24 protein-coding genes are annotated in these 24365 nt (G+C 73.5%); 13 read left to right on the top strand and 11 right to left on the bottom strand.

Annotation, left to right across the window (positions count from 1 at the left end; all coding sequences use genetic code 11):
• Positions 1-53: 53 nt before the first annotated feature.
• Positions 54-1841: an HWE histidine kinase domain-containing protein gene (locus ACLBXP_RS12880; RefSeq protein ID WP_447668070.1), complete on the top strand. Its 1788-nt coding sequence runs from the start codon at positions 54-56 to the stop codon at positions 1839-1841.
• A gap of 18 nt (positions 1842-1859) precedes the next feature.
• Here the strand turns inward: ACLBXP_RS12880 and ACLBXP_RS12875 are convergent, their stop codons facing one another.
• On the bottom strand, positions 1860-2159 hold the full coding sequence (locus tag ACLBXP_RS12875) for a YARHG domain-containing protein (RefSeq protein ID WP_447668069.1): 300 nt from the start codon (positions 2157-2159) through the stop codon (positions 1860-1862).
• A 70-nt stretch (positions 2160-2229) separates the two neighbouring features.
• Positions 2230-3054: a hypothetical protein gene (locus ACLBXP_RS12870; RefSeq protein ID WP_447668068.1), complete on the bottom strand. Its 825-nt coding sequence runs from the start codon at positions 3052-3054 to the stop codon at positions 2230-2232.
• Positions 3055-3409: 355 nt separating this feature from the next.
• Here ACLBXP_RS12870 and ACLBXP_RS12865 point away from each other — a divergent pair, with 355 nt between their 5' ends.
• The 3 genes from ACLBXP_RS12865 (at position 3410) to ACLBXP_RS12855 (ending at position 6438) form a co-directional block, all read left to right on the top strand.
• Positions 3410-4009, top strand: a complete 600-nt coding sequence (locus ACLBXP_RS12865; RefSeq protein ID WP_447668067.1) for a superoxide dismutase — start codon at positions 3410-3412, stop codon at positions 4007-4009.
• Positions 4010-4184: 175 nt separating this feature from the next.
• Positions 4185-5714: a murein biosynthesis integral membrane protein MurJ gene (gene murJ, locus ACLBXP_RS12860; RefSeq protein WP_447668065.1), complete on the top strand. Its 1530-nt coding sequence runs from the start codon at positions 4185-4187 to the stop codon at positions 5712-5714.
• 55 nt (positions 5715-5769) lie between these two features.
• Positions 5770-6438, top strand: coding sequence for a haloacid dehalogenase type II (locus ACLBXP_RS12855; protein WP_447668063.1), 669 nt, complete (start codon positions 5770-5772; stop codon positions 6436-6438).
• Here the strand turns inward: ACLBXP_RS12855 and ACLBXP_RS12850 are convergent, their stop codons facing one another.
• The gene (locus ACLBXP_RS12850) at positions 6439-7611 is read right to left on the bottom strand and encodes a YncE family protein (RefSeq protein WP_447668062.1); all 1173 of its coding nucleotides are present in this window, start codon (positions 7609-7611) and stop codon (positions 6439-6441) included.
• Between the two features lie 108 nt (positions 7612-7719).
• Here ACLBXP_RS12850 and ACLBXP_RS12845 point away from each other — a divergent pair, with 108 nt between their 5' ends.
• Positions 7720-8079 (top strand): hypothetical protein, encoded by a 360-nt coding sequence (locus ACLBXP_RS12845; protein WP_447668061.1) that lies wholly within the window; start codon positions 7720-7722, stop codon positions 8077-8079.
• A gap of 36 nt (positions 8080-8115) precedes the next feature.
• Here the strand turns inward: ACLBXP_RS12845 and ACLBXP_RS12840 are convergent, their stop codons facing one another.
• Genes ACLBXP_RS12840 through tlpA form a run of 3 tightly spaced genes read right to left on the bottom strand, consistent with a single transcriptional unit; the run spans position 8116 to position 11763 of the window.
• Positions 8116-9873 carry a carbamoyltransferase family protein gene (locus ACLBXP_RS12840; RefSeq protein ID WP_447668059.1) on the bottom strand — a complete coding sequence of 586 codons (1758 nt, stop codon included), beginning with the start codon at positions 9871-9873 and terminating at the stop codon, positions 8116-8118.
• 10 nt (positions 9874-9883) lie between these two features.
• The gene (nhaA, locus tag ACLBXP_RS12835) at positions 9884-11086 is read right to left on the bottom strand and encodes a Na+/H+ antiporter NhaA (RefSeq protein ID WP_447668058.1); all 1203 of its coding nucleotides are present in this window, start codon (positions 11084-11086) and stop codon (positions 9884-9886) included.
• Positions 11087-11130: 44 nt separating this feature from the next.
• Positions 11131-11763, bottom strand: coding sequence for a thiol:disulfide interchange protein TlpA (gene tlpA / locus ACLBXP_RS12830; protein ID WP_447668057.1), 633 nt, complete (start codon positions 11761-11763; stop codon positions 11131-11133).
• Positions 11764-11805: 42 nt separating this feature from the next.
• Between tlpA and argH the strand changes: the two genes are divergently transcribed.
• The 3 genes from argH (at position 11806) to ACLBXP_RS12815 (ending at position 14513) form a co-directional block, all read left to right on the top strand.
• Positions 11806-13197 (top strand): argininosuccinate lyase, encoded by a 1392-nt coding sequence (argH, locus tag ACLBXP_RS12825; protein ID WP_447668056.1) that lies wholly within the window; start codon positions 11806-11808, stop codon positions 13195-13197.
• Positions 13198-13310: 113 nt separating this feature from the next.
• Entirely contained in the window at positions 13311-13670 is a 360-nt protein-coding gene (locus ACLBXP_RS12820; protein ID WP_447668055.1) for a hypothetical protein, read from the top strand.
• Between the two features lie 165 nt (positions 13671-13835).
• Positions 13836-14513, top strand: a complete 678-nt coding sequence (locus ACLBXP_RS12815) for an invasion associated locus b family protein (protein WP_447668054.1) — start codon at positions 13836-13838, stop codon at positions 14511-14513.
• 19 nt (positions 14514-14532) lie between these two features.
• Here the strand turns inward: ACLBXP_RS12815 and ACLBXP_RS12810 are convergent, their stop codons facing one another.
• Both ACLBXP_RS12810 and ACLBXP_RS12805 read right to left on the bottom strand, forming a co-directional pair.
• Positions 14533-14778, bottom strand: coding sequence for a hypothetical protein (locus ACLBXP_RS12810; RefSeq protein WP_447668053.1), 246 nt, complete (start codon positions 14776-14778; stop codon positions 14533-14535).
• Between the two features lie 396 nt (positions 14779-15174).
• A complete protein-coding gene (locus ACLBXP_RS12805) occupies positions 15175-15852 on the bottom strand; it encodes an HAD family hydrolase (protein ID WP_447668369.1) in 678 nt (225 codons plus the stop codon).
• Between the two features lie 198 nt (positions 15853-16050).
• Here ACLBXP_RS12805 and ACLBXP_RS12800 point away from each other — a divergent pair, with 198 nt between their 5' ends.
• Positions 16051-16371, top strand: a complete 321-nt coding sequence (locus ACLBXP_RS12800; RefSeq protein ID WP_447668052.1) for a PetM family of cytochrome b6f complex subunit 7 — start codon at positions 16051-16053, stop codon at positions 16369-16371.
• A gap of 19 nt (positions 16372-16390) precedes the next feature.
• On the opposite strand, the gene ACLBXP_RS12795 is transcribed toward ACLBXP_RS12800, so the two are convergent.
• Positions 16391-17515 (bottom strand): histidine kinase dimerization/phosphoacceptor domain -containing protein, encoded by a 1125-nt coding sequence (locus ACLBXP_RS12795; RefSeq protein ID WP_447668051.1) that lies wholly within the window; start codon positions 17513-17515, stop codon positions 16391-16393.
• Positions 17516-17851: 336 nt separating this feature from the next.
• Here ACLBXP_RS12795 and msrA point away from each other — a divergent pair, with 336 nt between their 5' ends.
• Positions 17852-18508, top strand: a complete 657-nt coding sequence (gene msrA, locus ACLBXP_RS12790) for a peptide-methionine (S)-S-oxide reductase MsrA (RefSeq protein WP_447668050.1) — start codon at positions 17852-17854, stop codon at positions 18506-18508.
• A 109-nt stretch (positions 18509-18617) separates the two neighbouring features.
• Positions 18618-19121 carry a TIGR00645 family protein gene (locus ACLBXP_RS12785; RefSeq protein WP_447668049.1) on the top strand — a complete coding sequence of 168 codons (504 nt, stop codon included), beginning with the start codon at positions 18618-18620 and terminating at the stop codon, positions 19119-19121.
• A gap of 7 nt (positions 19122-19128) precedes the next feature.
• On the opposite strand, the gene mepA is transcribed toward ACLBXP_RS12785, so the two are convergent.
• Positions 19129-20070, bottom strand: coding sequence for a penicillin-insensitive murein endopeptidase (gene mepA, locus ACLBXP_RS12780; protein ID WP_447668048.1), 942 nt, complete (start codon positions 20068-20070; stop codon positions 19129-19131).
• A gap of 105 nt (positions 20071-20175) precedes the next feature.
• Between mepA and ACLBXP_RS12775 the strand changes: the two genes are divergently transcribed.
• Positions 20176-20550, top strand: coding sequence for a PRC-barrel domain-containing protein (locus ACLBXP_RS12775; RefSeq protein ID WP_447668047.1), 375 nt, complete (start codon positions 20176-20178; stop codon positions 20548-20550).
• A gap of 49 nt (positions 20551-20599) precedes the next feature.
• On the opposite strand, the gene ACLBXP_RS12770 is transcribed toward ACLBXP_RS12775, so the two are convergent.
• On the bottom strand, positions 20600-21214 hold the full coding sequence (locus ACLBXP_RS12770; protein ID WP_447668046.1) for a ParB-like protein: 615 nt from the start codon (positions 21212-21214) through the stop codon (positions 20600-20602).
• Positions 21215-21928: 714 nt separating this feature from the next.
• Here ACLBXP_RS12770 and ACLBXP_RS12765 point away from each other — a divergent pair.
• On the top strand, positions 21929-24365 hold a 2437-nt coding region (locus ACLBXP_RS12765; protein ID WP_447668045.1), incomplete at its 3' end, for an Rne/Rng family ribonuclease.

The following is a 24365-nucleotide window of genomic DNA, read 5'->3' as shown; positions in this document are numbered from 1 at the left end:
ACGGCGCGTCCATCTTGTCGGCGCCGGCCTCATCGGAGCCGGCGGGGTGCGTGATGCCGCGCGGTCCGGCACGCTTGCGCCGGTGGGGCGAGGGATCGGTATTGGACGATCAGTCTGATCAGGGGCTCGCGGCCGCGGAAGCGTTCGATCCGTGGCGGGCGGCCTTCGACGAGGCGGCGGTCGGCCTCGCACTCCTGGCACCGGGCGGCGGGCACATCGCCGAAGCCAATCGCAGCCTGTGCGCGTTCCTCGGCCACCCGGCGGGCGGCCTCGCGGGGCGGCCCCTCGCCGACCTCGTGGCCTCGGCGGGCGAGGGCCTTCCGGACGGCATCGAGATCTGGCGTCGGGCGGATGGCCGCGAGGTCGAGGTGCGGGTGCGCCGCGGCGCGGGGCGGGTGGCGACGCTCGTGGTCGAGCCGGTCGATGCCGACGAGGCGGTGCGGGCCGCCGAGAACCGCGACGCGCTGGTGGCCGCGGGCCTCGGGGAGTGGCGCTGGGACTCGGCGAGCGGCCGCATCAGCCTGTCGCGCCGCGCCGCGCAGATCCTCGGCCATCCGCCCGGCCCCTCGCTGACCTGGGCCGAGATGAAGGCGGGCATCGCCCCGGCGGAGGCCGCGCGCATCGCGCGGACGGTGCGGGAGGCGCTGGACAGCGGCCAGCCCTACAGCTTCGAGTGCCCGCTGACCCGCGGCGGCGACGGCAGCCGCATCGTCATCGTCGCCCGCGGCCAGCCCCTGCGCGCCGCGGACGGACGCGTCGCCGGCATGGTCGGGGTCGTGCAGGACGTGACCACGCGGGTCGAGGCCCGCGACGCGCTGGTGGCCCGCGACCAGCGCCTGCGGGTCGCCACCTCACTGGCGCGGCTCGGCATCTTCGAGTGGCACATGCTCGACGACCAGGCCATCTGGGAGAACGAGCGGATGTTCGAGATCTTCGGGCGCACGCCCGAGGACGGCACCGTGGGCAAGACCGAATTCCTCAGCGAGATCCTGCACCCGGACGACCGCGACGCGGTGCGCCGGGCGATCTCGCTGGCGCTGCGCGAGGACGTCATCCTCCACACCACGGGGCGCATCCGCCGCAAGAGCGACGGGGCCTGGCGCACCATCGACATGGCGGGCCGTTTCGAGCGCGACGCCCCAAACCGGCTGCCGCGCCGCCTGATCGGCGTCGTGGCCGACGTCACCGACCGGCGCCTCGCCGCGGAGCGGCAATCGCTGCTGATCCGCGAGTTGCACCACCGGGTGAAGAACACCCTCGCCACCGTGCAGGCGATCGTGGGCTCGACGGCCCGCACCGCGTCGAGCATCGAGAGCTTCTACGAGGCCTTCGTGGGCCGCATCATGTCGCTCGCCCACACCCATTCGGTGCTCACCGAGGACACCTGGCAGACGGCGAGCCTGCGCAGCCTCCTCGTCAACGAGCTGAAGCCCTACGCCGAAGGGGCGATGGACGGGCTGACCGACGACCGCGTCACCCTGCAGGGGCCGATGGTCGATCTGGCCTCGGAGATCGCGGTGCCGATCGGCATGGCGATCCACGAGCTGACCACGAACGCCGCAAAGTACGGCGCCCTGTCGAACCGCACCGGACGGGTCGCGGTGCGCTGGGAGGTGGTGCCCGGCGGCCCCGCCGGGACGCTGCGCTTCGCCTGGCGGGAGAGCGGCGGCCCGCCGGTGCAGCCCCCGCGCCGCCAGGGCTTCGGATCACGCCTGCTCCAGCGCGTGCTGACCACCCAGGTCCAGGCGCAGGTGGAGACCGATTACGCCCCGGACGGCTTCAGCCTGACGATGCTGGCGCCCCTGCCCGCGCGCAACGACGCCCTCAACCCGCTGGCCTGATGGCCCGGGCGGGAGCGCCTACTCGCCACAGCCGTTCGCGCGCTCCTGCCGCCGGATCTCGGCGATGTCGGCCCGGTTGCGGGCCGAGAGGGGAACGTCGGCGATGTCGTCGTACCGGCAATCCGCGTTGCCGAAGGCCCGGATCGCGCGGGGCGTGCGGAAGCAGTAGCCCGCATCCTTGTAGATGGCGTTGCGCTCGCCCCAGAGCTCGTCGCACGGGAACGCGGCCCGGGCCGGCAGGGCGGCGAGGCACAGGAGGAGACCGGCGAGGGCGAGGCGGGGCAAGGCGGGCGTTCCGGTGGCAAGGGGCGCCACCATCGCATGCCGGCCGAGCCTTGCCGATGGGGCGGATTACGGGAGCACCGCGCGGGGTGTTCCGGGGGAGGCGCTACGCCGCCCCGCGGGTGCCGGATTCCCCGCCCGCCTCCACGAAGGCCTTCAGCTCGTCGAGGGAGTTGAAGGTGAAGCGTCCCCGCGGGGTCTCCGCCTCGATCGAGCCGTTCGAGAACATCACGTAGGTGTTCCCGCCGGAGGCGTAGGTGCCCACCACCTCGAGCTTCGGCGCCTCGGGCGCGGCAGTCCGGACAGGTTCGGGAGCGGGCTCCGGAGCCGGCTCGGGCTCGAGCTGGACCTCGAAGGGCGGCGGGGCAGGCGTCGGCGCGGGTGCGGCGACCGGGGCGGGCTCGGGTTCGGGCTCGGCGAACAGGTCGTCCTCGGGCACCGCGCCGTCACCGGGCTGGCCCGCGGGCTCGGGCAGGGGCAGCTCGGGCTCGGCGGCCGGGTCCGGCTGCAAGGCCGGTTCAGAGAGCGGCCGGCCCGGCCGGAGATCGTCGAGTGCGCCATCCGCGGCGAGCGCCGCGGTGCCGGGCAGCGCGGCGGCACCCGCGAGGGCGGCGGTGCCGGCGGCCGCGGGGGCACCCCCCAGGGTCGGGCGCGGGCGCGAGGCCGCGAGATCGAAGGGCGGCGCGGCGGGCAGGATGCCTGCCGGCTCCGCCGGGGCGGACCGGACCGCCGCGAGGGCGCGCTCCATCCGCTTCAGCCCGGTCGCCACGACCCCGAGGCCGAGCAGCACCGCGCCGGCCGAGGCCGTCGTCGCGCCCGCGATCACCATGGCCAGGCCGCTCTCGAGGCGGACGAAGGGAAATCCCTGGATCACGGCGGCGATGCCGCCAATCATCATGGCGGCGGCGAGCGCGAACAGCGCGAGGATCATGATACTCTCGGGACACCGGCCGGACGTTTGGCCCCTGTGACAGTAAAGCCCCGGTCCCCGATTGCAAAATCGGAAAGCCACACGCGCGGCGGTCGCGGGCCGGCCATCCCCAAGAACACCTGTCCGGGGGCTCTTGCCCTGGGACAGCCGGCGAACGGCCCCCGCGCCCCGGCCGGACGGCGCGCGGGGCGCCGCGCCTTTCCACGGCCGTGCGCGCGGGCGGCGTTGCCGTGGCGGGGCCCCCGACTTACCTACCGCCCGTCGCCACCGCGCGCCGAGGCGCGGCCCGTCGCTTGCCTGACGGGCGATTCAAGGCCGCGCGCCGCGTGGGACCCCACGACCCGGAGAGATGCCGATGACCTTCACCCTGCCGGAACTGCCCTACGCCTACGACGCGCTCGGCCCCTACATGTCGAAGGAGACCCTCGAGTTCCACCACGACAAGCACCACAAGGCCTACGTCGACACGGGCAACAAGCTGCTCGAAGGCACCGACCTCCAGGGCAAGAGCGTCGAGGAGATCGTCAAGGCGAGCTACAACACCAACCAGGCGCTCTTCAACAACGCCGGCCAGCACTACAACCACATCCACTTCTGGCAGTGGATGAAGCCCAACGGCGGCGGCGCGATCCCCGGGAGCCTCGCCAAGAAGATCGACGAGGACCTCGGCGGGGCCGAGAAGTTCAAGGCCGACTTCATCCAGGCCGGCGTCGGCCAGTTCGGCTCGGGCTGGGCGTGGCTCGCCGTCAAGGACGGCAAGCTCGCCATCATGAAGACCCCGAACGGCGAGAATCCGCTGGTGCACGGCGCCAAGCCGATCCTCGGCGTCGATGTCTGGGAGCACTCCTACTACATCGACTACCGCAACCGGCGCCCCGACTACCTCAAGGCCTTCATCGAGAACCTCGTGAACTGGGAGCACGTGGAGAAGATGTACGGCGAGGCGAACGCCTGAGGCAGGACCCGGCCGCGGGCTGACCGGGCCCGCGGCGCCCCTTGTGGGCGGGGCCGAAACCGGCTCTACGCTCGCCCCCCGATCGCCGCATCCGATCGCCGCATTCCGGGGAACGAGCCATTTCCGAACCACGCGCCCGCCCCTGCCCCCGCGATCGGCGGGGGCCGGCGGCCCGATGATCCGCTCCATCCTCTCGGTCGGCGGCTGGACCCTGGTGTCCCGCGCCACGGGCTTCGCGCGCGACGTCGTGATGGCGGCCGTGATGGGCGCGGGCCCTGTCGCCGACGCCTTCGTGGTGGCCTTCCGGCTCCCGAACCACTTCCGGGCGATCTTCGGCGAGGGCGCCTTCAACACCGCCTTCGTGCCGGCCTATGCGGGCCTCGCGGAGGCCGGCGAGGCGGGTGCCGCGCAGCGCTTCGCGGACCGCATCTTCACGCTGATGCTGGCCGTGCAGGTGGTGCTCCTGGCCCTCGCCCTGCCGGCCATGCCGTTCGTCGTGCGGGCGCTGGCGCCGGGCTTCGCCGAGGACCCGGAGCGCTTCGGCCTCGCCGTGGCGCTCACCCGCATCACCTTCCCCTACCTCCTGTTCATGACGCTGGTGACGCTGCTCTCCGGCGTCCTGAACGCGCACCGGCGCTTCGCGGTGGCGGCCGGGGCGCCGGTGCTCCTCAACCTCGCGATGCTGGCGGCCCTCGCGCTGGCCGGCCTGTTTCCGAACGCCGCCTACGCGGCCGCCTGGGGCGTCGCGGTCTCGGGCGTCCTGCAGTTCGGGCTGCTCTGGTGGGGCTGCCGGCGGGCGGGCGTCGCCCCCGGGCTCGCCGCACCCGGCCTGCGCGACCCCGCCATGACCCGCTTCTTCCGGGTCCTCGGCCCGGCGGTGATCGGCTCGGCGGGCTTCCAGATCGCGGCCTTCGCCGACACCATCATCGCGAGCCTGCTGCCGACCGGGGCCGTCTCGGCCCTCTACTACGCCGACCGGCTCTACCAGCTCCCCTTCGGCGTCATCGCCATCGCGGCCGGCACGGTGCTGCTGCCCGAGATGAGCCGGCGCATCGCGGCGGGCGACGTCGCCGGGGCCCATGCCGCGCAGAACCGGGCGGCCGGCTTCTCGCTGGCGCTGTCGGCCCCGTTCACGGTCGCCTTCCTGACCCTGCCCGGGTTGATCATGACGGCCCTGTTCCAGCGCGGCGCCTTCGGAGCGGAGGATGCCGCGCGGGCGGCCGCGGTGCTCGCCGCCTACGGCCTCGCGCTGCCGGCCGTGGTGCTGGTGCGCAGCGCGGTGGCGAGCTTCTACAGCCGGCAGGACACCGAGACCCCGCTCTACGCCTCGCTCACCGCCATCGCGGTCAACGTCGCCCTGAAGCTCTGGCTCACCGGCCCCTACGGCGTCACCGGCCTCGCGCTCGCCACCGCGGTGAGCCAGTGGGTGAACCTCGCCCTCCTGGTGTTGCTCGCCCACCGCCGGGGCTGGACCGCGCCGGGCCGCAGCCTCGGCATCACGGTGCTCGGCGTGGCGCTGGCCTGCGCGGGGCTCGCCGGCGTCGCCGTCTACGGGCTGCCGCTCGCCGAGGCCCTGGTGCCGCCCCTGCCGCGCTTCCGCGAGATCGCGGTGCTGGCCCTCCTCGGGCTCGCGGGCGCCCTCGTCTACGGCGGCCTCCTCGTCGGGGTGCTGCACCTCGCCGGCCTGCGCCTGCGCCGGGCCTGAGGGCTGGCGCGCGCGTCCGGCCGCCCCATCTCCGGGGCCGGCAGGGAGCGTGCGGATGGCGGATCTTCTGGAGGGCACGACGGCGGCGGTGTTCGACGCCTACGGCACGCTGTTCGACGTGCACGCCGCGGTGCAGCGGCACGCCGGCGCGATCGGGCCCGAGGCGGGCGCCCTCTCCGAGACCTGGCGCACGAAGCAGCTCGAATACAGCTGGATCTACGGGCTGATGGGGCGCTACCGCAGCTTCTGGTCGCTGACGGAGGCCGCCCTCGACGTCGCCCTCGCCAAGCACCCGGGCGTCGACCGGGGGGTGCGGGAGGCGCTCCTCGACGCCTACCGGGACCTCGACGCCTATCCGGAGGTGCCCGGCGTGCTGCGGGGGCTCCGGGCGCGGGGCATCCGCACCGCGATCCTCTCCAACGGCAACCAGGCGATGCTCGACCGGGCGGTCGCCGCGGCGGGCCTCGGGGACCACCTCGACGCCGTGCTCTCGGTCGATGCGGCGCAGACCTTCAAGACCGCGCCCGCCGCCTACCGGATCGCCCTCGACGCCCTCGGGGTCGGGGCCGGGGACGTATTGTTCTGCTCCTCGAACCGCTGGGACGTCGCCGGGGCCACGGCCTTCGGCTTCCGCTGCGCCTGGGTCAACCGCCGGGGCCTGCCCGACGAGTACGCGGACTTCCCGCCCGCCGCCGTGATCGCCTCCCTCGACGCGCTGGCCTGATCAGGGGCGTCCGCGCAGGGAGGCCGGCTGACCCGGCAGGGCGAGGCGGAAGCCTGTCTCCCGGAGGGTGCCGTTCTCCACCCGGTAGACCCCGAGGGTGCGGTCGACGTAGTTCCCGACATAGACGTAGGCGCCGGACGGATCGAAGGCGATGCCCTGCGTTACGGCGCCGGCCGGCGCCTCCCCGAGGCGGCGCAGGCGCCCCTCCGGCAGGATCGCGAGGAGCACTGCCGCGCCGCCCGGCGTGTAGGCCGGGCTCCCGTGCGGGGCCGCGGCCCCCTTCACCACCGAGACCGCGGCGAGGCGGCCGTCCGGGGAGACCGCCAGCGCCTCGGCCGTGTCGCCGACGCCGACCTGATCGAGCAGGGCGGGCCCGGGGCCCGCCGCCCGGATCAGCGCCACGGCGTCGGGCTGCCCGTCGCTCGGGCTCGCGCCGACGTTGCCGGAGAGCACGAAGGCCCCGTCCGGCGTCACCGCGAGGCCGTAGGGGCCCGGGCCCACCGGCACGTCGCCCGCGGGATCGTAGGCGAGGCTGTCGCCCGCGATCGTCAGCACGCCGACCGTGCCGGCCTTGTTCTTGGCCACGAAGGCGCGGGCGCCGTCCGGCGCGATGGCCACCGCCGCGGCCTCGTCGCCCACCCCGACGCTGGCGACGGGCCGGACCGTCCGGCCCTCGATCGCCAGCAGGGTGACGCTGCGGTCCTCGCGGTTGGCCACCAGCGCGAAGCGGCCGGAGCGGTCGATGGCGAGGCCCGAGGGCTGGCGCCCGACCCGGATCGTCTCGAGGAGCCGCGGCGGGTCGGCGGCGAGGTCCACGACGTGGAGCCGGTCGTCGGCTTGCGCGTACCAGGGCTCCCCGGGCCCCGCCTGCCGCATCAGGACCGGGCTCGTGACGAGGCCGAGCCGCCCGTCCGGGGTGATCTGCAGGTTGGTCGGCGGGCCGTAGACGGAGGTGTCGAGGGGGATCGTGTGGGCGAGGCGCGGCCGGGCCGGGTCGGCGATGTCGACGATCGCCAGCGCGTCCCGGCCGTTCGGACCGTTGCGAGGCCCGTCGGCCTCGAAGAAGGTCTTGCCGTCGAGGCCGACGAGCAGGAAGGGGGGCCCCTCCGCGGCCTCCGCCCCGCCGACCCAGAGCGTGACGAGGCCCGCGAGCCAGGCCGTCCGCAGCCGCATGATCCCCGCCTCCCCGACGTCGCGCCCGAGCGGATCGCGCGCGACGCATTCGGGGATTCTTAAGCCTCCCGTGGTGGATTTGCTCAACACGAACGGGAGACTTTGAGCGTGCGCGCCAACCATTCCTTCGGGCTGATCCGTCACGGCGCGCAGGCCGCCGTGCTGGGCGCCCTCCTGCTCTCGGCGGCCGCCCCGGCCGCCGCCCGCGACGGCCGCAACGCCGCGCTCCTCGGCGGCGTCGCCGCGGGCGTCATCGGCGGCGTGGCCGCCGGCGCCCTCATCAACGGCGCCAACCAGCCCCCGCCGCCCCCGCCGGAATACCGCGAGCGCCGCGTCGTGGTGGAGGAGGAGCCCGTGGAGACCGTGGTGGTCCGCCAGCGCCGCGGCCCGGTCTGCCACTACGAGCGCCGCAAGGTGTGGCTGAACGACGAGGACTTCACCTACAAGCGCGTCGAGGTCTGCGAGTAGCGCAGGACCGCGCCTCCGCCTACGGGGAGGCGCCCCTCACTTCACCGCGATCCAGTCCTCGACGACGAGCGCGTCGAGGCCGGTCGTGTGGAACATCAGGATCGCATCCTCCGCGGTGTGGAGGATCGGCTTGCCCATCACGTTGAAGCTCGTGTTGAGCAGGATCGGCACGCCCGTGAGGTCGCGGAAAGCCGCAATCAGCGCCGCGTAGGCCGGGTTGCGCGCGGGCGTGACGCTCTGCAGGCGCCCGGTGCCGTCCGCGTGGACCACCGCCGACACCCGGTCCCGCACCGCCTCCCGCCAGACCAGCGTGCGCTCCATGTAGGGGCTGTCGGCGTAGTCCTCGAACCAGTCCGGCCCGGCCTCGGCGAGGATCGAGGGCGCGAAGGGCCGGAACGCCTCGCGGTACTTCACCTTGGCGTTGAGCGCGTCCTTGGCATGGACGGGGCGCGGATCCGCCAGGATCGAGCGGTTGCCGAGCGCCCGGGGCCCGAACTCGGCCCGCCCCTGCACCCAGCCAACGAGGCCGCCCTCGGCCAGGATCCGCGCGGCCTCCCGCGTGACGCCGTCGTGGCCGAGGCGGCGCACCCGCGGGTCCCACTCGGCCATGCGGGCCATCGGCTCGGTCGGGACGGTGGAGCCGAGATAGGGCGTGAGCGGGCGCGCCTCCGGCGCCGGCCCGGTCCAGCCCGGATTGTCCTCCGCGTAGGCGAGCCAGGCGGCGCCGACCGCGTTGCCGTCGTCGCCCGGCGCCGAGGGCACGTGCAGGTGGGAAAAGCCCGAGCGGCCGAGCACGCGTCCGTTGTAGGAGGAGTTGAGGCCGCAGCCCCCGGCGATGACGAGGTTCTCGTGGGGGCTGAGCCGCCAGGCCTCGGCGACGAGGACGTCCATCACTTCGGCGAACACGTCCTGCCCGCAGCGGGCGAGGTCGGCCCAGCCGGCCTCGCCGAGATCGGCCGGGCGGCGGGCCAGGATCTCGGAGGCGACGGCCCGCACGGTCGCGTCGTCCGCGAAGGTCAGGCGCCCGTCCCGCACCCCGTAGAGCCGGCGCAGCAGCCCCATCAGTTCCGGATCGGAGCGGCCGTAGGGCGCGAGGCCCATGATCTTCCATTCCTCGCCCTTCACCTGGTCGAAGCCCGCGAGGTCCGTGACGAGCCCGTAGAGGAAGCCCACCGAGCCGCGGCCGCGGTGGCGGCGCACCTCCGCGATCCGCCCCGCGCTCAGGCGGTAGAGCGCCGCCGCGCCGGTCTCGCCCATGCCGTCGACCACCAGCGCCGTGGCCTCCGCGAACGGGCTGCCCCAGAGCGCGTAGGCGGCGTGGGTGAGGTGGTGCGGGTAGCGCCTCTGCGCCGCGACCGTGGCGCGGGGGGCGCCGCCGCTGCCCCGGGTCTCCTGGTCGAGGGCGAGCAGGGTGCCGTAGCCGGCCCGCGCCTGCATGGCGTGGAGCTCCGCGATGAAGATGCGCTCGGCGCGCTCGGGCACGAAGGAGCGGTTGAGCACCGGCGCGTGGCCCTTCAGCGCGTCGAGCGCGAAGGCACCGCTGCGCGCCTGACCGGCCAGGAACTCCGTGAAGGGCTCACTCCAGGTCGAGGCGATGACGAGCTCGGAGCCGCGGGGCACGTGGCGGGCGAGCAGCCCGATCATCCGCCCCGCCGGGTCCGGCTCGCAGTTCGGGGCCCGCTTGTACTGCAGGAAGCGCTCGGCCCCCTCCGCGAACAGGACGTCGCCGTCCGGCCCGACGAGGGCGAGGGCCGGGTCGTGGAAGGTCGTGGCGAGGCCGAGGTAGTAGCGCATCGCGAAGGGGCTAGCGCGGGGGGCCCGCGGCCGCAACCGGCGCGGCCCCGGGCGGGCGCCGGCCGGAGGCGAGGCCGAGGATGAGCGCGCCGAGGAGCCCGGAGAGGACCGAGCCGCCGAGGACGCCGAGCTTGGTCTCGGCCTCGTGCTCGGCTCCCGTGAAGGCGAGGCCGCCGATGAACAGGCTCATGGTGAAGCCGATGCCGCACAGCACCGAGACCCCGTAGACCTGCCCCCAGCTCGCCCCCGCCGGCCGGTGCGCGAGGCCCGCCGCGGCGGCGAGGCGCACGCAGAGGAAGACGCCGACCTGCTTGCCGAGGAACAGGCCGAGCGCCACCCCGAGGGTGACGGGATCGAGGAGGGCGTGGGCCGGCAGGCCGATCAGGGTCACGCCCGCGTTGGCGAAGCCGAAGACCGGCACGATGAGATAGGTCACCCAGGGGGTGAGCCCGTGCTCCAGGATGTGCAGCGGCGAGCTCGCGTCCTCGGGCCGGCCCGGGCTCGGGCGGATCGGGATCGTCAGTGCGAGCAGCACGCCCGCCACCGTGGCGTGGATGCCGGAGCGCAGCACCAGCACCCAGAGGAGGAGCCCGAGGAGCAGGTAGGGCGATAGCGCCGAGACGCCGGCGCGGTTGAGCCCCACCAGCGCCGCGAGGGTGAGCGCGGCGCCGCCGAGCATCAGCGGGTCGAGCCCGCCGGCGTAGAACAGGGCGATGATCACGACGGCGCCGAGGTCGTCGACGATCGCCACCGCGCTCAGGAACACCTTGAGCGAGACCGGCGCCCGGCGCCCGAGCAGGGCGAGCACGCCGAGGGCGAAGGCGATGTCGGTGGCGGCGGGAATCGCCCAGCCCCGCAGCGTGCCGGCGCCCGCGTTCAGCGCGACGTAGACGAGGGCCGGCACCGCCATGCCGCCCGCCGCCGCGAGGCCGGGCAGCACCCGGTCCGGCCAGGTGCGCAGGCGGCCGTCGAGGGCCTCGCGCTTGATCTCCAGCCCGACGAGCAGGAAGAACAGCGCCATCAGCCCGTCGTTGATCCAGTGCAGCAGGCTGAACGGGCCGAGATGCACGTGGAGCATCCGGTCGTAATCGCCCCGCAGGGGCGAGTTCGCCACCACCAGCGCCAGCGCCGCCGCCCCCATCAGCACGAGGCCGCCGCCGGCCTCGCTGGTGAGGGCGGTTCGGATGGCGGAGAGGGGGCGGGGCCGGGTCATGCGCGCCGGTTGCCCGGATCGGGCGCCGGGCGCAAGGGCGGGACCTACGCGCCGCGCCCCAGCACCGCCCGGATCAGCCGCAGGCCGTCCGGGCTCGACCACTCGGCGGGCCCCTTCATCACGCCGAGGGTGCAGCCCTTCGGGTCGATCAGCAGCGTCGTCGGCAGGCCGGTGGAGCCGGTGTCGCGCTGGATGGCCGGCAGCACCCGGCCGCCCGGGTCGGCGTAGCGGGTCAGGCTGCGGATGCCGTTCTCGGCGAGCCAGGCGGCGGGCTTGTCGAGGTTGCGCGTGTCGACGTTGATGGCGACCACCGCGAAGGCGTCGCCGCCGAGCTCCGCCTGGAGCCGGTCGAGGGCCGGCATCTCGGCCTTGCAGGGCGCGCACCAGGTGGCCCAGAGGTTCACGAGCAGCGCCCGGCCGCGCAGGTCGGCGAGCGTCGTCTCCGCGCCGTCCGGGCCCTGGAAGCGGATCTCCGGGGCGGGCCGGGCGGCCTCGAGCATCTGCATCCCGGCGACCTCCCCGCGCGCGAGGGGCGCCGCCCGGGCGGCGGCCGCGGCCGCCTCCGCGCAGGGGCCGTCCCCGTTGCCGCCGGCCTCCCGCCCGTATAGGGCGAGGCCGAGCCCGAGGGCGGTGACGAGCGCGGCGCCGAGGGCGAAGGATGCGAGGCGGCCCGGCATCAGCTCTGCGGTCCCGGGCGGCGCGGCGGAAGGGTCTGTGACATGAGCAACCGGATGTGGGGCGGGCGCTTCGCGAGCGGCCCCGCCGAGATCATGGAGGAGATCAACGCCTCCATCGGGTTCGACAAGCGCCTCGCGCCCCAGGACATCCGCGGCTCGCTGGCGCACGTGGCGATGCTGGGGCAGGCCGGCGTCCTGCCGGCGGAGGATGTGGCAGCGATCGAGGCCGGGCTCAAGCAGGTCCGCGACGAGATCGAGCAGGGGTCCTTCGTGTTCCGGCGCGAGCTCGAGGACATCCACATGTCCGTCGAGAGCCGGCTGACCGAGATCGTCGGGCCGGCGGCGGGGCGCCTGCACACCGCGCGCTCGCGCAACGACCAGGTCGCCACCGACATGAAGCTGTGGGTGCGCGACACCCTCGACGCCCTCGACGCGCAGGCGGAAGCGCTGCAGCGGGCGCTCGCCGAGAAGGCGCTCGCCCATGCCGGCACCGTGATGCCGGGCTTCACCCACCTGCAATCGGCCCAGCCCGTCACATTCGGCCACCACTGCCTCGCCTACGTCGAGATGCTGGCCCGCGACCGCGGCCGCTTCCGCGACGCCCGCGCGCGGCTCAACGAGTGCCCCCTCGGGGCGGCCGCGCTCGCCGGCACCTCCTTCCCGATCGACCGGCACGCCACCGCCGCGGCGCTCGGCTTCGACCGGCCGACCGCGAACTCCCTCGACTCGGTGGCCGACCGCGACTTCGCGCTCGAAGCGCTCGCCGCCGCCTCGATCTGCGCCGTGCACCTCTCCCGCTTCGCCGAGGAGCTGGTGGTGTGGACCTCGGCGCAGTTCGGCTTCGTGAAGCTCTCGGACGGCTTCACCACCGGCTCGTCGATCATGCCGCAGAAGCGCAACCCCGACGCGGCGGAGCTGGTGCGGGCCAAGGGCGGGCGCATCGTCGGCGCGCTGACCGGCCTCCTTATCGTGATGAAGGGCCTGCCGCTCGCCTATTCGAAGGACATGCAGGAGGACAAGGAAGGCACCTTCGACGCCCTGCAGTCCCTGTCCCTGTGCCTCGCCGCGATGACCGGGATGGTGCGGGACCTCGAGCCGGTGCCGGAGGTGCTCGCCCGCGCGGCCGGCTCCGGCTACGCCACCGCCACCGACCTCGCCGACTGGCTGGTGCGCGAGCTCGGCCTGCCCTTCCGGGAGGCGCACCACGTCACCGGGCGCCTCGTCGGCGCGGCCTCGGCGCGGGGCGTCGGGCTCGAGGCGCTGTCGCTCTCCGAGATGCAGGCCGCGGAGCCGCGCATCACGGAGGCCGTCTACGCGGTGCTCGGCGTCGACAACTCGGTGTCGAGCCGCACGAGCTACGGCGGCACCGCGCCGGAGAACGTCCGCGCGCAGGCCGAGCGCTGGCTCGCCGCGCTGTCCGGCGGCAACCGGTGAAATGCGGGGACGGATCGCTGGCCCGATCCGTGCAACCACGGGTGTGCAGGCGCGTTCAGGGATCAGACAACTAAGCTTTGCTACGTGTCCGCCGACCCGATCGGAGTTCGCCCATGACCGTTGAAAGCTGGATCGCGCCCGAGGAGACGGCGGCGCTCGCCGCCGCCGCCGCCGCCATGATCGACGCGAATCTGGGGGCCGGACCGGACGGGATCGGGCGCGACGCCTTCTGGGCCGCCGTGCGCAAGGGCTACAACACCCCCTACAACGACCCGCCGCCGCGCAGCCGGCCGGCCCCGGTCGAGGCGGTGGAGGTCGACGCGGTTCAGGTCGAGATTCTGGCCACCGAGATCCTGCCCGTCGAGGTCGTGCAGGCGGAGGCCGCCCCCGCCGCGGTGCCCTCCGAGGCGATGCCCCCGGAGGTGATCGCGCTGGCCGCGGCCGCCTCGCTGGGCGAGATCCGCACCGCCTGAGCGGCGCGGGCCGCCCCCCATCTTGCCGAACCTGCGCCCAAGCTTCATGACTCCGGCTGGCCGGGGTCGTTGCACGCGTCGCGTGCGGCGGCGCCCGGACGCCGCGATCGCGGGCGGCTGACGGGCCGCGGCGCCGTCGTCGGGCGACGCCCCCAGGATGTGCCGATGCCGCGAACCGTGACGCCCCGCCTCCTCCCCATCGCCCTCGGCCTGCTCTGTCTCGCCGGGCCGGGCGCTCCCGCCGGGCTCGGCCCGGGGCTCGCCGCCGCGCAGGAGGCCGCCGAGGAGGCCCCGGCCCGGGGCCGCAGCCGGCGCGGCCGGGAACGGCCCAGGAAGGAGGCCGCGACGCCGCCCGGCATGCAGCAGGCGACGCCGGTGGCGATCTTCGGCGACTGGAACGTGTTCACCAACGGCCAGGGGCGCACCCGCCTGTGCTACGCCATCGCGCAGCCGCAGACGCGCACGCCGAACACCCTGAAGCGCGATTCCGCCTACCTGTTCGTGACGGTCCGCAAGGCCGAGAACGTGCAGAACGAGGTGGCGGTGATGCTGGGCTTCCCGGCCAAGCCCGCGGCCGCGCAGGCCAAGCCCGGGGCGGCGGCCGCGTCGACCGACCCCTACATCAGCCTGGGCAGCAGCCGCTTCGGCCTCGTCGTCAAGGACGGGAACGCCTGGCTGCAGAACCCCGCCGAGGAAGCGCGCGTCGTCGCCGAGATGAGCGCCCGCAACCCGAAGCTCCTCGTGAAGGCGACCTCGGGCCGCGGCAACGCGACGAGCGACGAGTACGCCCTCGCGGGGTTCGCGGAGGCGATGAAGCGCACCCGCGAGGAATGCGCCAGGTAGCCTGAGCCGGTCGCGCGGCTCAGGCCGCGGCGGGCCGGCGGCCGGCGCCCGGCCGGGCGCGGGCCTGGGCGGCGCGGGCCGCCTGCTCGACGCTGCGGAACACGGCGCCGTCGATGGCGTCGAAGGCGCGGTCCGACGAGAAGAAGCGGACGCCGCCGTGCTCCGGCACGGCGATGCCGGCGGCGGTCTCGCCGATCTCGATGATGCGCGCGAGGACGGGCTCGCCCGGCGGCGGCCCGGACAGGTCTGCGTGACGGTTCGGCATGGCGGAACGGAACTCCAGTGGCCGGCGGGGCCGGCGCGGCTTGCGATCGGTGGCGGCTCTCGGGCGGGGGCTCAGCCCCGACAGCCGTCGCAAGCGCCGCGCGGCCAGGCGCGGGCATCCCGGGGGTTCGTTCGCGGGTGGACGCAGGTCATGGCAAGTCCTCCTGACGATGAAGGACCGCGAAGCTGGCAATGCATCGCGGTGCTTTAGCGTTTGGTGACGCGGCGCAAGCTACGCTCTTCAAATCACCGCGGACGCCCGAAGCCCGAAAGCTTCGTGGCGACCCCATCAGGATGGGATGGGCGACCGGTTTCGTCAATGAACCGATCTTCCGAATACGGCCCCGCGCGGGGAACGATGCCGGCGCCACGGCCACGCTCGGCGGAGTTTTGACCTTCAAAGGGCCGCGAGCACCCCCGGGAGCGCGTCGTGGGCGTCGATGACGCGGGCGGCGCCGGCGGCCGTGAGATCGGCGCCCGCCGGGTCGTGCCGCCAGTGGCCGCCGCCCGTGAAGCCGATGACCCGCATGCCCGCCGCCCGCGCCGCGGTGACGCCCGGGACGCTGTCCTCGATGACGAGGCAGGCCTCCGGCGGCGCGCCCATCCGGGCGGCGGCGTGCAGGAACAGGTCCGGGAACGGCTTGCCGCGGGCGACCTCGGCGGAGGAGAAGACCCGGCCCTCGAAGAGCGGCAGCAGGCCGGTGAGGCCCAGCGAGTGGCGCAGCCGCACGGGATCGCTGCTCGAGGCGACGCAGGTCGGCAGGCCGAGGGCGGCGACCGCCTCGGCGATGCCCGCCATGGCCCGGAGCTCGGCGTCGAAGGCTCGCAGCGTGTCGGCCTTCACGGCCTCCACGAAGCCCTCGGGCGCCGTCACGCCGTCCTCGGCGGCGATCCGCTCCATGATCGAGGTCATGGAGGTGCCCGCGAAGCGGATCCGCACGGTGTCGACGTCGATCGGCAGGCCGATGCGGTTGAGCCCGGCGGCGAGGCGCGCGAGGCTGATCGGCTCGCTGTCGATGAGCACGCCGTCGCAGTCGAAGATCACGAGCTCGGGCCTGCCGGTCCCCCCGTCCAACCTGCTCACCGCCCCGTCCCCGTTCGCTGTCCGCCGCCCGCGGCGGAGGCCCGCCCTTTGACACGGGCTGCGCGTGCGCTGCAACATCGACCGCCCGAGCACGGTGCCCGCGGCGCGCGACGGGGCGTTGTTCGGGGCCGGCCGGGGGGCTAAGAGCCTGTGCGGGATTGCGCTCCGAACCCCGCCGAGAGACGAAGCATGGTCCGCCTCCTGTTCCGCTTCCTGGGTCTCCTGCTGCTCGCCGGCGGCTTCGTCGCGCTGGTCTACGACGGTGCCCGCTCGATCGCGAACAACGGCCTGCGGGTGACGCCGCTCTCGGACCTGATCCTCACCCTGTTCAAGGACAAGGCGAGCGCGCTCCAGAGCTCGGTCGAGGGCGTGGCGCCCTGGCTCTGGCAGCTCCTGGTCCTGCCCCTCACCCTCGCGCCGGCCTCCCTCCTCGGCCTCGGGCTCGGGGCGGCGCTGCTCTGGCTCGGCCAGCCGGGCCGCGAGCCGATCGGCTTCCTGACGCGCCCGTGATTCACCCGCCCGAGGCGCCCTACAGCACCGCGAGGCTCATCGGCAGCCGGATCTCGACGCTGGTGCCCGCGACCGGCCCGGCCCGCCAGTGCAGGCGCGCGCCGAGCTGAAGCCCGAGGGTCCGGATCATCGTGCGCCCGAAGGTGCCGTCCGGCGCTCCGGCGCCGGACGGCACCGCCTCCCGGCTCGCCGCGTCCGCACGCATGGCCTCCGGGCTCATCCCCACGCCGTCGTCGGCGATGCAGATCCGGATGCCCTCCGGGTCGAGGCCGAGGCTCACCGAGAGGGTGCCGGGCCGCCCGTCCGGCAGGCCGTGCTTGAGCGCGTTGGTGATGATCTCGTTGAGGAGCAGGGCGAGGGCCGCCGAGCGATCGGCCGGGATGACGACGGGCACGAGGTCGAAGCGGACGCGCACGTCCGCCCGGCCGGCCGCGCCGAGCAGGTTGCCGACGAGGTCGCGCAGGCACTCGCCCACCTCGAACCGCGTCACGTCGCTCGCCTGGCTCAGGCGGTGGTGGATCATGCTCAGCGCGTCGACGCGCTCCAGCGTCGCCATCAGCGAGCGGCGGATCTCCGGGTCGGGCATGGCGCGACACTGCAGGACGATCATCGACGTGACCATCTGCAGGTTGTTCTTCACCCGGTGGTCGATCTCCCGCACCAGGAGGGTCTGCGCCATCAGCGCGTCGGCGAGGCGCGCGTTCGCCTGGTCGCGCTCGCGCAGCACCTGGTAGCGGTCGCTCACGTCGACCTGGGACGCGAAGAAGTAGCGGACGTCCCCCGCCTCGTCCCGGACCGGCCCGACCGTCAGGGCGTTGTGGAAGCTCGACCCGTCGCGGCGGTAGTTGAGGATGTCGATGGTGATGTCGGCCCTGTCCCCGATGGCCTCCCGGATCCGGCCGATCGCCCTTGCGTCGGTCTGGGCGCCCTGGAGCAGGCGGCAGTTGCGCCCCACCACGTCGAGTCGCGCGTAACCGGTGAGCCGCAGGAACGCGTCGTTCGCGTACACGATCGGGTTGTCGAGCCGGTGCGGATCGGTGACGATCATGGCCATTTGGCTGGCCCGGATCGCCGCCGCGAACGGATCGCCCCGCCGCCCTGCGGCTGCCCGCGAGCTCTCGCTCGCGCCGACGACTGCCTCCATCGTCCCCTCGTTGCTCGGCCTCAAACCTGCCGCAGCAGCAGACCCATGTTGTGCCGGGACTTTAACTGAATAATATCGACAAATTCAAGTCATTCACCAGGAATAATACCAATCACAACTATGAGTAGACGTTCCCTGATTGCACCCGGCCCCGCTGCGTTCTGAGGACGGATGGGCCATGAGGGGATAGGCCATGACGGGATAGGCCATGAGGGGGCCGGGGTCCGGACGCCGCGGCACGGGCGCCTTTCGGGGTCGAGGCCGGCACCCCATATCTGCCGGAGATCTGGTCCTGCCGGCCCCACACCCAATCCCTCACGCTCGGGAGACGAGACGATGTTCCTGTTCCGCAAGCGCCCCGAGATGCCGAGCCCGTCCGAGGCCCTGCCGGGGCGCCCCACGCCGCTGCCGACAGCCGAGCGCCACTTCGTCAACGGCAACCCGCTCAAGGGCCCCTATCCGGAGGGGACCGAAACCATCGTCCTCGGGCTCGGCTGCTTCTGGGGCGCGGAGCGGAAGTTCTGGCAGCTGCCGGCGGGCGTGTTCGTGACGGCGGTCGGCTACGCGGGCGGCCACACGCCGAACCCGACCTACGAGGAGGTCTGCACCGGGCAGACCGGGCACAACGAGGTCGTGCTCGTCGCCTACGATCCCAAGGTGCTGCCCCTCGAGGCCGTCCTCAAGACCTTCTTCGAGAGCCACGACCCGACGCAGGGCATGCGCCAGGGCAACGACGTCGGCACGCAGTACCGCTCGGGCATCTACACCGGCGACCCGGCCCAGGCCGCGACCGCCGAGGCGGTGCGCGCCCGCTACGCCGAGGCCCTCCGGGCGCGGGGCTACGGGGACGTGACGACCGAGATCCGGCCGCTCGACGCCTTCTACTTCGCGGAGGGCTATCACCAGCAGTACCTCGCCAAGAACCCGGCGGGCTATTGCGGCCTCGGCGGCACCGGCGTGACCTGCCCGGTCGGGACCGGCGTCGCGGCCTGACGGACAGGCCCCGCGCGCCGGCCGCGCATCGTCCCGCCATCGTCTTGCCGCTGTCGCCGGTGCGTGCCACATCCCGGCACCACCGATGACAGCGGGAGACCGGGGACAGATGCTGGAGCGCACCTTCGAGAGGACCCTGTTCGCCTGCCGATGGCTGCTGGCCCCCTTCTACGCGGCGCTGGGCATCGGGCTGGTCGTACTCCTCGTGAAGCTCCTGCAGGAGCTCGTGCACTTCATCCTGCACGCCCTCGAATCGAACGAGGCGCAGACGATCCTCGGCGTGCTGACGCTCGTGGACCTTTCCTTCACGGCCTCGCTGCTCATCATCGTGATGTTCTCGGGCTACGAGAACTTCGTCTCGAAGTTCGACCACTCGGACCATAAGGACTGGCCCGAATGGATGGGGACGATCGATTTCACGGGCCTCAAGCTGAAGCTGATGTCCTCGATCGTCGCGATCTCGGCGATCCAGCTCCTGAAGTCCTTCATGGACGTGAAGGCCTACTCGGACCGGGAGCTCGGCTGGCTGGTGGGCATCCACATGGTCTTCGTGGTCTCCGGCATCCTGATGGCCCTGACCGACCGCGTCGCGGCGGGCCATCACGACAAGTAGGGTTCCGCTATCGGGCCTTGAGCACGCCGCGGCAGGCGGCGGGGAGCGCCGCGAGGGTCATCGGGGGCTTGGGCCTCGGCTTGACCTTCGGGGGCTTCGGGTGGAGCACCGCGTCGCTGAACCAGTAGGCGAGCTCGTCGCCGCAGCCGTCGCCGGAGGGCGGGGGCGCCTGGTCGTCGCAGGCTTCCGCCCCCGCCGGGCAGGCCAGGCGGATATGGTAGTGGTAATTGTGCCCGTACATCGGGCGCACCTTGGTGAGCCAGCCGCGGCTGCCCCCCGCCTCCCGGCACAACGCCTTCTTGATCGCCGCGTTGACGAAGATGCGCGCCACCTCGGGCTGCTCGGCGGTGAGGCGGATCAGCCGGGTGTGCTCCGGCGTCCAGACTCGCGGGTCGATGTCGAGGCGGTCCTCGCGCACCATGTCGGTGGCCGACATCTCCTCGCGCTCCGCCCGCGACAGGCGGCGGTCCGGCATCGGGGTCAGCCAGACATCCGCGTCGAGGCCGAGCTGGTGCGAGGCGTGGCCCGTCAGCATCGGGCCGCCGCGGGGCTGGGACATGTCGCCGACGAGCAGGCCGGGCCAGCCGACCCGGGGGGCCTTGGCGGCGAGCCGCTCGACGAAGTCGACGAGGTGGGGCGTCCCCCACATCCGGTTGCGCGAGAGGCGCATCACCTGCCAGGTCGCCCCGTCGACGGGCAGGGCCTCGCCGCCCGCGAAGCAGCCCTTGGCGTAGGAGCCGTAGGGGTGCGCCGGCCCGGCGGCCGGCGTCGTGGCGCGGCCGAACAGGGCCTTGGCGGGGGTCGCCGGGTCGTCGGGGTTGGCGAGCGGCGGCAGCGGCTTCGGGTTCAGGGTGCCGCGGTCCTGGGCGGCGGCCAGGGCGGTCGAGGCGAGGAGCCAGAGGAGCGCGAGGGCGAAGCGTGGCGTCGTGGGCAGGGGCGTTTTCAGCATGGCCGGCAGGCTAGCCGCTCGCGCCCGCGAGGGCGAGGGCCGCGCCGGAACGGCGGCGGCCGCGACCGCGTTTTTTGGCCGGATGCAACCTGTAGGAGTCACGCCATGGAACCGGCCCGCGACGAAGCGCCCCGCAGCCTGATCGCCAGCGACCGGGTGATCGGCACCGACGTGCGCCGGCCGAGCGGCGAGCGCGTCGGCACCATCGAGCGCCTGATGCTCGACAAGGCCTCCGGCCGCGTCGCCTACGCGGTGATGAGCTTCGGCGGCTTCCTGGGAATCGGCGAGGGCTTCCACACCCTGCCCTGGGGCGTCCTGCGCTTCGAGCCCGAGCTCGACGCCTACGTCCTCGACATCACCGAGGAGCAGCTGCGCGAGGCTCCCCCGCGCTCCCCCGAGGGCACCGACCCGGCCAACGACCGCGACTGGGAGGAGCACGTCCACCGCTACTACAACGCCGCCCCCTACTGGGGCATCTGAGCCGGCGAAAGACATCCCGGCCGGGGCCCTCCCCGGATCGGCCTCGGCCCTAAGTGACCGGGCCGCACCAGCCGGGCAGGTAGCCGGCTTCGGGGGACTTGGCGTGGGCCATCGCCTCCTCGAGCGCCGCCGAGAAGTCGTTCGCGATGCGCTTCGCCTTCACGGTGCGGCGCAGGAAGTCGGCCCACAGGAACTCGCTGAAGGGCGTGGTGTCCTTGGCGAAGCCGCCGGCCCGGCGCAACTCCCCGGCGAGGCTCCGGTAGGGGTCGTCGGCGAGGTCGCCGATCTGCTTCGGGATGTCTGCGAAGCCGACGCGCACCCCCGCGGCGTCGTAGGGGTGCACCCAGGACTTGTGATCGCACACCGTCCAGAAGGCATCCTTGTCGAGGTGGCGGAGGTCCGCCACCACGGTGACGAGCACGCTCTCGACGCCCTCTTCCTGCAGGGCCCGGGAGAGGTGGTGGTGATCGATCACGTAGTGGCGCTTCTTGGGGCCCAGCAGCGTCGGGATCATGTGGGCCCCCAGGAAGGCGGCCTTCTTCCCGGCGTCGTAGTCCCGCCAGCGCCGGCGCTTCTCGGCGACCTCGCGGTAGCCCACGGTCATCTGAGTCGGGCGCAGCTCGGCGATCGGCACCGGCTTGAGGATCGGCTCCCGGACGGTCATCGGCTGCACTCCCCGCGGCAGGAAACCCGTGCTGCGGGAAGCGTCTCCCACGGGGCGGCGGCCGCGAAAAGGGCCCGCGCGGACCTGCGCCCGTCACGTTTTGACGAGCGGGCATGCGCCGTCGCCCCGGCCGGCCCCCCTCGCCCGGCCCGGCGACGCTTCCGGCGACCCGCCCACCGACCCTTGCCAAATCCCTGCGACGATCTGTAATGATAGGGACCCCTTCCGGTCCGCCGGTCGCTTCGCGACCCGCGGGTTCGCCCGAGCCATCGGGCTCCAGCTCATCCTCGCAGTCGGTGTTCGCACGGCGATCGACGGATGGCGCATCGGGCCGGGCGGGTGTCGGCAGGCGGGGCGCCTTCGTGCGGCCCGCTCCGTTTTGGAATTCGCGGCGGGCCCCGACGGCTCGGCCGAGATGTCTTCGTGAGGTCGGAGAAGGGATGGGCGGACGCACAGCAACGGTTGCCGCTGCTCGTGCCGCAAGCGCGCGCTCCCCGCGTCGCGCCGGTTCGCCTTCCCTCCCGGCCAAGTTCAACCCCAAGCGCGCCGATCACCGGCGCCGAACGGCGGTTGACGACAATCCCTTCCCAACAGCCGCCTCGGTGACGAGGCCGGCGCGAGCCCACACCCCCACGGCCCGCGGGCCGGGTGCGGCTCCGCCGGGACGGCTCGGCACGAGGAGAGCGCCGTCGGCCGCCATGTCGAAAGTTCGTCATGGCCAACAACAAGATGCTCATCGATGCGACGCATCCGGAAGAGACCCGGGTCGTCACGGTCCACGGCTCTAGGGTCGAGGAATTCGATTTCGAAGCCGCCAACCGGCGCCAGCTTCGCGGTAACATCTACCTCGCCAAGGTGACCCGCGTGGAGCCCTCGCTCCAGGCGGCCTTCGTGGAGTACGGCGGCAACCGCCACGGCTTCCTGGCCTTCAACGAGATCCATCCCGACTACTACCAGATCCCGCTGGCCGACCGGCAGGCGCTCCTCGAGGACGAGGCCCGCGACGCCGAGGAGCACCGCGAGCGCGAGGAGCGCCGCCGCACCTCCCGCCGCTCCCGCGGCCGCCGGGCCGAGGCGAAGTCCGCCGGCACCGCCGAGAGCGTGAGCGGCGAGGAGGAGGCCCACGCCGCCCCGGACCTCGACGCCGAGGGTCATGACGAGGCTCCCGCGCCGGGCAGCGACGCCTCCGCGGACCTTCCGGACGCCGTGCTGGACGGCGAGGCGCCGGTCGCGGACGCGCCGGTGGACACGGCCGCGGACAGCGAGGCCCGCGTGCCCGAGGCCGCCGCGCCGGAGCCCGTCGCCGAGGGCCATCCCGAGGAGGGCGCGGCGCCGGAGGATGAGGCCGAAGACGATTCCGACGAGGAGGACGACGAGGACGACTCCGACGACGAAGACTCCGACGACGACGATTCGGAGGACGACGAGGAGTCCGAGGACGAGTCCCACGAGGGCGACGATCCGGATGCCGAGCCGAAGATCGCCCAGGTCGGCGGCAACGGCGACGCGCTGGCCGAGATCCCCGAGCGCCCCCGCACGCCCCGGCGCCACTACAAGATCCAGGAGGTGATCAAGCGCCGCCAGATCATCCTCGTGCAGGTGGTCAAGGAGGAGCGCGGCACCAAGGGCGCGGCGCTCACCACCTACCTGTCGCTCGCCGGCCGCTACTCCGTGCTGATGCCGAACACCGGCCGGGGCGGCGGCATCTCCCGCAAGATCACGAGCGCCGCCGACCGCAAGCGCCTCAAGGAAGTGGCGCAGGACCTGGAGGTGCCGGACGGGATGGGCGTCATCCTGCGCACCGCGGGCGCCTCGCGCACCAAGCCGGAGATCAAGCGCGACTTCGAGTACCTGATGCGCCTGTGGGAGAGCGTGCGGGAGCTGACCCTCTCCTCCACGGCCCCGGCCCTCGTCTACGAGGAGGGCTCGCTGATCAAGCGCGCCATCCGCGACCTCTACAACAAGGACCTCGAGGAGGTGCTGGTCTCGGGCGAGGACGCCTACCGCGAGGCCAAGGACTTCATGCGGATGCTGATGCCGACGCAGTCCAAGGTCGTGAAGCCCTATCGCGACCCGACGCCGGTCTTCGCCCGCTACGGCGTCGAGCAGCAGCTCGACGCGATGTTCTCGACCCACGTCTCGCTGCGCTCCGGCGGCTACCTCGTGATCAACCCGACCGAGGCGCTGGTCTCGATCGACGTGAACTCGGGCCGCGCCACCCGCGAGCACGACATCGAGGACACCGCCCTCAAGACGAACCTGGAGGCGGCCGAGGAGGTCGCCCGCCAGCTCCGCCTGCGCGACCTCGCCGGCCTCATCGTGATCGACTTCATCGACATGGAGGAGAAGCGCAACAACCGCGCCGTCGAGAAGAAGCTCAACGAGTGCCTGAAGAACGACCGCGCCCGCATCCAGGTCGGCCGGATCTCGCCCTTCGGCCTCTTGGAGATGAGCCGCCAGCGCATCCGCACGGGCGTGCTCGAATCCTCCTCGATCCCCTGCGCCCATTGCGGCGGCTCGGGCTTCGTGCGGGCCACCGCCTCGGTGGCGCTGCACGTGCTGCGCTCCATCGAGGAGGCGCTGCTCAAGTCGTCGAGCCACAACCTCATCCTGCGCACCCGCACCGAGGTGGCCCTCTACATCCTCAACCAGAAGCGCGCGCACCTGCGCGAGCTGGAGCTGCGCTTCGGCGTGACGCTCACCATCGCGGCCGACGAGCGGCTCGCCGCCACGGCGGCCTTCCAGCTCGACCGCGGCGAGCCCGCCCAGCGGGCCGAGGGTCCGGTCACGGGCGTGCGCGCGGTCGCCGTCTCGCCGGCCATGGAGATCGACGACGAGATCGAGGAGGAGGATCTCGCCCAGGACGCCTCGGAGGAGTCCGAGGGCGGCGAGGAGGAGCCCCGCACCGAGGCCCGCGAGGAGGGTGACGGCGAGGGCCGCGGCCGGCGTCGCCGCCGCCGGCGGCGCCGGGGCGGCCGCGCCGACGGGCACGACCATGACGAGGCCGAGGCGCGCGAGGCCGGCGGCGAGGATCAGTCCGGCGACGAGCCCGGCGAAGCCGCCGAGGGCGAGGAGGCCGAGCCCGGCGGCGGCGCGGAGGGCCGTGGTCGCGACGAGGGCGCCACCACCGTCTCGGGCGAGTCCGGCGCGG

Source organism: Methylobacterium sp. A54F (assembly GCF_053346035.1).
This window is presented reverse-complemented; position numbering and strand designations above follow the sequence as displayed.